Below are 6,784 nucleotides of genomic sequence, written 5' to 3'. Positions count from 1 at the left end.
GAGAAGGCGCCGTTCCTGCTCGCCAGCCTGCCCTCGGCGCGGGCAAAGGCGTCGGCAAGCTTTTGCGGCGAAAGCGCCGCGCGCTTCACCACGCCGTCGAAACGATCGGCAGCTCCGGCGGCCGAAGCCACCACGACCTTTTCCTGCGCGACGCTGTCGGGATCCGGCAGCTTGAGGCGCGCCATCTTGCCGTCGCGGCCTTCATTCTTCTGTTTTTCAAGAGCTTGGCCGTTGTGCCTGAAGCTTGTCGCGAGGCTAAAGCAGCCGGCGTCGCAGCCGCCGATGAGCGAGCCTGCCTTGTAGCCGTCCTTGGCGACAAGACGCGGCGCCCAGGCGTTGGCGATCTGCCGGCGCTGGTCGCCAAGCGCGATGTTGCGCGGCGAAAGCAGACCTTGCGGCAATCCCTTGGAAGCGGCGGTCAGCGAGGTGCTTACCGAATAGAGCCCCGCCAAGGTGGCGATGGACCATAGGGCAAGAGCGGCGCCGATAGCAGGCACCACGACCCAACGATGACCAGACTTTTTCGAAGTTACCCCCCCATGAGGAGCGTCACCCCGGTTTTTCAAACGCAAAAACGCCATACGACCACTCTCAATCGGCATGCCGGTTTTCGCACCTGGCACCCGTCACGATCACAGTTCGCTGGTGCCCCCTGCACCTTCACGCGTCTGTTGCCGATTGATTCAAAAGATGGACAAAGATGGTTAACCAATCCCTCCACCAGTCGCCGATTTGGCGACGGTCCATACGAAAAAAGAGCTTTTCCACGGTCTTCGCCACGGTAAAAATGCTCTTTCCACCTGCTTTGCTGCCCGTTTTTACGGCCTCTGTCAAGAAACCGTGAAGACCGGAACCGCAGCATCTTCAGCCGGCTAGAGGCCGATTTGGGTCAAAAAACGGCAATGGAAGCAAGTCGCACGACTGTCCTGGCATTTCTTTTTGGGCCAGGCGAACCCGGCGTAATCCCGTCCCGATCCTGTTCGATTTCCGCTTGACCTTCCAGTGGCTGGAACCCGTAGCGTTTTGGAGGGTCGTCCTTCCGGCGCCCTTCCCAAACGCGATCGAGGAGACGGAAAATGCACCGACGCGGCTTTCTGGTGGCGGGCCTCGCAGCAGCTCTGTCGGGGTCTCGCGCGCTGGCGCAGATGAAGATGGACGGCATGCCGGACATGGATATGGGAGACCATGCGGGCCACGACATGGGCGCCATGGCGCAAGCGCCCGCCGCGCTGCCCGAGGGCGAGACGCTGCGCCAATTGCCGCTGCTTGCCAACGAGGCCGGCCGGCCCGGCCTGTTCAAGGCAAGGCTGACGGCGGAGGCGGCCAAGGCGCGCTTCGTGGAGGACCGGGATACGCCGATCCTTGCCTATAACGGCACGAGCCCGGGGCCGCTGATCGAGGCCTATGAGGGCGACCGCGTCGAGATCACCTTCGCCAATCGGATCGCAGGCGAGCAAAGCACCATCCACTGGCACGGCATGCCGGTGCCGGCGGACCAGGACGGCAATCCGATGGACCCCGTGGCGGCGGGCGCCGACCGCGTCTATGCCTTCGAGCTGCCCGAAGGCTCAGCCGGCTCCTACTGGTATCACCCGCATCCGCATGGTCGGACGGCCGAGCAGGTCTATCGTGGCCTTGCCGGCGCTTTCGTCGTGAAGGCGAAGGCCGATCCGGTCCCTGCGGCCTATGGCGACACGGTGCTCATGTTCACCGACCTTCGCCTGGCCGCCGATGGCACCATGCCCGACAACACCATGATCGACATGATGAACGGCCGCGTCGGCGACCATGTGCTGGTCAATGGCCAGAAGAACCCGAAGCTGGCGTTGGCGGCGGGCGCGAAACGGCGCCTGCGGCTCTACAACGCCACCAATGCGCGCTTCCTCAGGCTCGCTTTCGCCAACGCCACGATGACCGTGATCGGCAGCGACGGCGGCCTCCTGGAGGCACCGGTTGCGGCCGATGAGATCCTGCTCAGCCCGGCGGAGCGCATCGAACTGGTCGTCGCCTTCGACCAGCCGGGCACTGCGACCCTCACCACGCTTGACTATGACCGCGGCTGGATGGGGCCGGGCCGGCCGGCCGATGCGGGGCTGACGCTGTTGACCGTCGATGTCTCCGACACGCCGGCCGAGGCGATGCCGCCGCTGCCCGAGCGGCTGCGGCCGATCGCGCCGCTTGGGGGCCCCACGGTCAACCGTCGCCTCGTCTTCACCGAGACCATGGCGATGAACCCCACCGGCATGGAGATGGGCTTCCTGATCAACGGCAAGGCATTCGACATGGGCCGCGTCGACATCGTCGCCAGGGCGGGCGAGACCGAGCTGTGGGAAATCGTCAACCAGGCCGACATGGACCACCCGTTCCATCTCCACGGCACGCAGTTCCAGGTGGTCGAGCGCGAGCGCGGCGGCCACGTCGCCAAGCCGCCTTATCTGGCGTGGAAGGACACGGTCAACGTGGCGCGCGGCGAGACCGTGCGGCTCCTCACCCGCCAGGAGCGGCCGGGCGCGCGCATGTATCACTGCCATATCCTCGAGCATGAACAGCTCGGCATGATGGGCCTCGTCGACGTGCGGGCATGAGGGATCGCATCGTTGTCGCGGCGGCGATGCTGGCGCTCGCCGGCCCGTTGATCCTTGCTCCGTCGCTGGCGGCGGGTCCGGGCGATCCCATCGTGGCGGCGCGCCAGGCCTCGATGAAACAGATGGCTGCCGCCGCCAGGGCGATCGCCGAAATGTTCGACGGCAAACGCGCCTATGAGCCGGCAGCCTTCAAGGCCGCGGCGGACACGCTGAGCGCCCGCGCCGCCGCCCTGGCTGGCGAATTCCCGCAAGGCACGCTCGGCGCGCCGTCCGGCGCCAGACCGGAAATCGATGACGCTCGGCCGGTGTTCGAAGCGCTCGCCCGCCATATCGGGAGGCTCACCGGCGCGCTCGCCGACAAGGCCGGAGACGCGCCGCCCGGGATCACCGCCGACATGCGGATGGCGGGCCCGCCGATGGACGGCGGCAGCCTGCTCGGCAAGCGCCCGGGCGCCGCCGAGGCCGACCCGGCCAAGATGCCGGCCGAACATCTCCTGCACCTCATTCTGCAGGACTGTGCCAGCTGCCATTCGAAGTTCAGGCGGAAAGTCGAATGAGGCCGGGCTCGGTCAGGGCGCGATATGGCGGCGCACCGTCTTCCACTCCTGCCAGATCAGCCACATGACGATGGCGTCGAAGACGGTCAGCACGAGCAGGCCGGGCGAATGCGTGTAGGAGTAGCGATAGACCTGGTAGGCCATGAAGGCGCCGAGCGCCACCAGCGAGGCAGGGTAGGACCATAGCTTGCCGCGCAGCAGGCCGATGACTAGCAAAAGCTTAATCAGCCCGTGGCTGAGTAGGTAGAAGGCATAGAACTCCTTGCTCGCGACGGAGAACTCGGCCGCCATCCGCGACAAATGGGTGGCTATGAAATCGTTTGGATCTTCGATCAACTCCTCCTGGGTGAACATGTTGACCCAGGAGGCGATGGTTTCGGTGGTGACGAGGTAAAGCAGCACGCCGCCGACGCACTCGATCAAGGCATGGGCACCTTTTAGCCATACACTGACCTCAAAGAGCTGGTGAATGCGATGCTCGTCGGCGGGCTTCAACGATCGACCTCACGATAGGCCAAGGGAAATCGGGCCAGGGAAATCAGATAAGAATGGACGCATCTCTCACGCACTGGATCAACGCGGCTGCCGGCGTCAGCCCGCTTCTTGATAGGACAATGATCACTATCTCACAAATCGGCGTGCCGCTGATGGTGATTGCGGTCGCCCTGCAATGGTGGTCCAGGAACGACCGCCTCCATGTGCGTCATGCCTGCCTGTCCGCCGGTCTTTCCTTCCTGCTCGGGTTGGCTATCAACCAGGCGATCCTGCTCTTCGTCCACCGGATCAGGCCTTACGACGCCGGCGTCACGCATCTCTTGATCGCGCCCAGCGCCGACTGGTCGTTCCCGTCCGATCACGCGACCGCCAGCATGGCCATCGTCGCGGCCTTTGCCATGCAGGCATTGCCGCGCCGCACGCTGGGGCTGCTCGTGCTCGCGTTCGTCATCTGCTGGTCCAGGATCTTCATCGGAACACATTACGTCAGCGACGTGATCGGCGGCGCCGTCACCGCCGCCATCGGTGCGCTGGCGGTCCGGCTGACCTATCGGGAAAATTCACGGCTCGACGCCTTCGCCACAGGGATCCTCTGAACGTCCGACGAGGCGCGCCCGGCCGGCGTTTCGCGAAAACGGGATGATGGACGGCGCATCACAAAAGTGACGCGCTCGACCCGCTATATGCTAGGCTCCCGCCGCCAAAACAGGGTTCATCGTTATGGATGCCAGCGAATTGCAGGCCATAGGTGATACGCTGATGCGCGTTGTCACCCCAGATATGAAACCGAAAGACCTGCTCAAGGCGGTGCGAAAACTGCATCCGGACGCCAAGAAGAAGGATATCGCCCGGGCGGCCTTCCACGCCATCATCGCCAACGCCGACCAGGACCCCGGCAAGTCGCGCAACCTCCAGGCCTTCGCGCTTGCCGAGCGTACCCAACAATCGGAATAAATTGCCGCGAATTGTAGCGTTGGGCTTGCCGGAAACTTAATAAGCAACTTCTAATTTAGTGGCTCAACCGGCAGCTAGCCCCCAACCGGTAATGAGCTCATGACCAAAAACCTCGGCAATGCCAAACCCAGCGCTCCCGCCAAGGAGATAAACCCCTCGCTGTTCGGCAAGGCCGCGCCGGCACTGTTTCCGCTGGTCGTTGCGGCGCTCGGCTATCTCGTCGGCCGGCATTTCTTCGGCTTTTGACGCGGCCGGCGGTCGTGTGGGCCGGTACGCTTGCAGCTTTGGTCCTAGGGCCTAGGTCGTTCTTGTCCTTGGGTGGGCCCGGGCGCATGCTTATGACAGCCGGCGGCCTCGCAAACTCCGGTCAGGCCCGGCCGCCGAACCCAGTATCACCCCCCAAGGCTGCCGGGCCGCCGCCGTGCGGCGAATTCGTCCGCACACGCACCGCAAAGCGCCAGGCTGCACGATCCGCGGTTCTGTCCGAACGTTTTCGAAATTCACCGCCGCGCTGTTTCACAAGCCGAACGTCGTAGCGAAGTCGAATTCTGTCGCGCCAAGATGCAACGGCATGCCTGCTCCGCCATGCTCGTTTCTATCCGGGTGGCTCCGCAGATGCGCCGAATAACAGCGAGCCGCTTTGCACTAAAGACCGACAGAGCCACTGTTCGGCAACTCCAGGCGCGCTAGATCATACTGGATCGGGTTAGGAAGTTCTCCGGGCGAAGAGCAGGAGCTGTATATGGTAACAAGCGAGCCAGACAGTGTCCGCGTAAAAGCCGTCAATGGCCAATGGATCGTGCGCGTTGTCGATGGCGGCAGGCTGACGCAGCAAGTTTTCGATATTCACGCGCAGGCCGAGATATTCGCGGAGGAGGAGCGGCTGCGGTTGGGGCTGCCCGGCGAGCCACCGACCGAGGAGCCGGTCGGGCCGCTGCGGCGCGGGCGGGCTCGCTGAGGCATCTTCCACATGAGGGAGATTGGCGGCCTGCTACCCCAGATGCTCCGTCCTAAGTCGCTCTTTCATCCGCTCTAGCGCCGGCTGGCCGCCGGCCGCGAGCTCATCGGCAATCCGGCTGAGATCATCGTCCGCGTTGCGATGTTTGCTGCCCCAGGCGCCCAGCGTCGCCAGCACCGGCAACAGGTCGATGCCGGCTTCGGTCAGCCGGTAGATCGCCTTCAGCGCGTGCGTCGGGTCGTCGCTGCGGGTGAGGATGCCTTCGTCGACCAGCGTCTGCAGCCGCTCGGCCAGCGTGCGCGACGAGATGCCTTCGTCGGATTGCAGGAACTCGCGAAAATGCCGTTTCCCGGCAAAGGCGAGGTCGCGGATGATGAGCAGCGTCCAGCGGTCACCGAGCAATTCGAGCGAGAGGCTGATCGGGCAGCCGGATCGTCCCTTGGTTGACATCAAATTGGTTCCATTTTTAAATCACTTTACTATTGACATCATTATCGATCTCCGTCAAATGGTTCCGAAAGTAAATCATTTGAGCAGAGGGAAGAACGTCATGAACCGGCAAGCCAACCGCACCATCGTGGTCGTCGGCGCAACCAGCGAGGTCGGCGCCGAGGTCTCGGCCAGACTGACAGGGGCAGGGCATTCAGTGCGCGGCGTCGCCCGCAGCCTCGGTGTTGCGCTTGACGACCAGGCGGCGCTCGACGCCGCATTCTCTGGCGCCGACAGCGCTTACGTGATGATCCCCTTCGATGTCACCGCGCCCGATCTGCAAGGTTTCGAGGAAGAGGTCGGCGCACGGCTTGCCGCGTCCATCGCCAAGGCGGGCCTCCGCCGTGTCGTGCTGCTCAGCGGCCTCAATGCCCATCTCAAAATGGGCACCTCGCTTGGTGCGGCACTGATGGAGGAGCGGCTTGCCGCGCTGGGCCTGGAGGAACTCGTCTATCTGCGCGCCTCCTTCTTCATGGAGAATTTCGTCAAGGGCATGGGCTTCGTCGAGCAGGCGGCGTCCGGCGTCTTCGCCTCGCCGTTCCGCGGCGACCTGCCGATGCCGCTGATTGCCGCCAAGGACATTGGCGAGCGCGCCGCCGCGCTATTGGGTGCCGAACATTTCCCGGCCCGGCCCAGGATGGTGGTGGCCTGTTCGAGCGTGTAGTCGCCGCCGCCATGCAGTTCGACAACGCGCCGGGCCGGGAAATGTTCGGCACCCAATAGCGCGGCGCGTTGTCGAACTGCAT

Annotated in this window: 9 protein-coding genes and 1 pseudogene; 7 read left to right on the top strand and 3 right to left on the bottom strand. The window is 64.1% G+C overall.

The window, feature by feature from the left end; all coding sequences use genetic code 11:
* Positions 1-500, bottom strand: a pseudogene (locus tag EOD07_RS16990) (hypothetical protein); the annotation flags it as partial.
* Positions 501-1,076: 576 nt separating this feature from the next.
* On the opposite strand from EOD07_RS16990, the gene EOD07_RS16985 reads away from it, so the two are divergent.
* Positions 1,077-2,585, top strand: a complete 1,509-nt coding sequence (locus EOD07_RS16985; protein ID WP_127236289.1) for a multicopper oxidase family protein — start codon at positions 1,077-1,079, stop codon at positions 2,583-2,585.
* Positions 2,582-3,142 (top strand): cytochrome c, encoded by a 561-nt coding sequence (locus tag EOD07_RS16980; RefSeq protein WP_127236288.1) that lies wholly within the window; start codon positions 2,582-2,584, stop codon positions 3,140-3,142. The genes EOD07_RS16985 and EOD07_RS16980 overlap by 4 nt, the downstream gene beginning before the upstream one ends.
* A gap of 12 nt (positions 3,143-3,154) precedes the next feature.
* Here EOD07_RS16980 and EOD07_RS16975 read toward each other — a convergent pair whose 3' ends face one another.
* Complete coding sequence (locus tag EOD07_RS16975) at positions 3,155-3,637, bottom strand: DUF2127 domain-containing protein (protein ID WP_127236287.1); 483 nt, start codon at positions 3,635-3,637, stop codon at positions 3,155-3,157.
* Positions 3,638-3,690: 53 nt separating this feature from the next.
* Between EOD07_RS16975 and EOD07_RS16970 the strand changes: the two genes are divergently transcribed.
* The 4 genes from EOD07_RS16970 (at position 3,691) to EOD07_RS16955 (ending at position 5,549) form a co-directional block, all read left to right on the top strand.
* Positions 3,691-4,233: a phosphatase PAP2 family protein gene (locus tag EOD07_RS16970; RefSeq protein ID WP_127236286.1), complete on the top strand. Its 543-nt coding sequence runs from the start codon at positions 3,691-3,693 to the stop codon at positions 4,231-4,233.
* Between the two features lie 163 nt (positions 4,234-4,396).
* Positions 4,397-4,591 carry a hypothetical protein gene (locus tag EOD07_RS16965; RefSeq protein ID WP_318014052.1) on the top strand — a complete coding sequence of 65 codons (195 nt, stop codon included), beginning with the start codon at positions 4,397-4,399 and terminating at the stop codon, positions 4,589-4,591.
* A 99-nt stretch (positions 4,592-4,690) separates the two neighbouring features.
* Positions 4,691-4,837, top strand: coding sequence for a hypothetical protein (locus tag EOD07_RS16960; RefSeq protein ID WP_116390217.1), 147 nt, complete (start codon positions 4,691-4,693; stop codon positions 4,835-4,837).
* Positions 4,838-5,333: 496 nt separating this feature from the next.
* Positions 5,334-5,549, top strand: coding sequence for a hypothetical protein (locus tag EOD07_RS16955; RefSeq protein ID WP_073987539.1), 216 nt, complete (start codon positions 5,334-5,336; stop codon positions 5,547-5,549).
* A gap of 33 nt (positions 5,550-5,582) precedes the next feature.
* On the opposite strand, the gene EOD07_RS16950 is transcribed toward EOD07_RS16955, so the two are convergent.
* On the bottom strand, positions 5,583-5,999 hold the full coding sequence (locus EOD07_RS16950) for a helix-turn-helix domain-containing protein (RefSeq protein WP_127236285.1): 417 nt from the start codon (positions 5,997-5,999) through the stop codon (positions 5,583-5,585).
* Between the two features lie 100 nt (positions 6,000-6,099).
* Between EOD07_RS16950 and EOD07_RS16945 the strand changes: the two genes are divergently transcribed.
* Entirely contained in the window at positions 6,100-6,702 is a 603-nt protein-coding gene (locus EOD07_RS16945) for an NmrA family NAD(P)-binding protein (protein WP_245470186.1), read from the top strand.
* Positions 6,703-6,784 lie beyond the last annotated feature (82 nt).

Source organism: Mesorhizobium sp. M2C.T.Ca.TU.002.02.1.1 (assembly GCF_003997225.1).
Note: the sequence above shows the minus strand (reverse complement) of the source record. Positions and strands in the feature narration are given on the sequence as shown.